This is a genomic window from Bacteroides sp. AM23-12 (assembly GCF_003434395.1).
In the GTDB taxonomy this organism is placed as follows: domain Bacteria; phylum Bacteroidota; class Bacteroidia; order Bacteroidales; family Bacteroidaceae; genus Bacteroides; species Bacteroides thetaiotaomicron.
On record NZ_QTLF01000102.1, the window covers coordinates 1 to 937 of the forward strand.

The 937-nt window shown below is 51.4% G+C and carries 1 protein-coding gene; it reads left to right on the top strand.

Annotated features, from left to right (window positions below):
• Positions 1-17 precede the first annotated feature (17 nt).
• A partial coding sequence (locus tag DW640_RS23335; protein ID WP_117579010.1) for a tyrosine-type DNA invertase cluster 3b occupies positions 18-937 on the top strand: 920 nt, incomplete at its 3' end.

Below are 937 nucleotides of genomic sequence, written 5' to 3' on the forward strand. Positions count from 1 at the left end.
AACTAGTGATGTAAATAATGAATAAAAATGGATTTAGTCGATGTGCCGATATCTATATCGGCCGTTTGCGAGAGGAGGGCCGCTATTCTACAGCGCACGTCTATCAGAACGCCCTTCTTTCTTTTAGCAAGTTTTGTGGTGTCCATAGTGTGTCTTTCCGTCAAGTCACCCGTGAGCGTCTTCGCCGTTACGAACAGCACCTTTACGAATGTGGTCTGAAGCCCAATACGATTTCCACGTATATGCGTATGCTTCGGAGTATCTATAATCGGGGTGTGGAAGCCGGCAGTGCTCCTTATGTCCACCGCCTGTTTCATGAGGTCTATACGGGGGTGGACGTGCGTCAGAAAAGGGCGCTTCCCGTCGTCGCTCTTCGCAGGCTTCTTTATGAAGATCCCCAGTCTGACCGTCTCCGCCGTACCCAGGCTATCGCTGCTCTGATGTTCCAGTTCTGCGGGATGTCTTTCGCCGATCTGAGCCATTTGGAGAAATCCGCTCTTGATAGCAACGTGCTGCGCTACAATCGTGTCAAGACGAAGACTCCCATGAGCGTTGAGGTTCTGGACAGTGCACAGGAGATGCTCGACCAACTCCGGAACCGGCAGTCTCCCCGTCCCGGCTGTCCCGACTACCTTTTCGGCATTCTTCACGGTGATAAGAAGAGGAAGGATGAGAGAGCCTACCGTGAATACCAGTCCGCTCTCCGAAGATTCAACTACTGTCTGAAGTCTCTGGCAAAGCGGCTGCGTCTCAACTTCCCCGTCACTTCCTACACGCTTCGTCATTCGTGGGCTACTACTGCCAAGTACCGTGGTGTCCCTATCGAGATGATCAGCGAGTCGCTTGGTCATAAGTCCATCAAGACTACGCAGATTTATCTGAAAGGCTTTGAACTGAAAGAGCGTACGGAGGTGAACCGGATGAATTTGTCTTACGT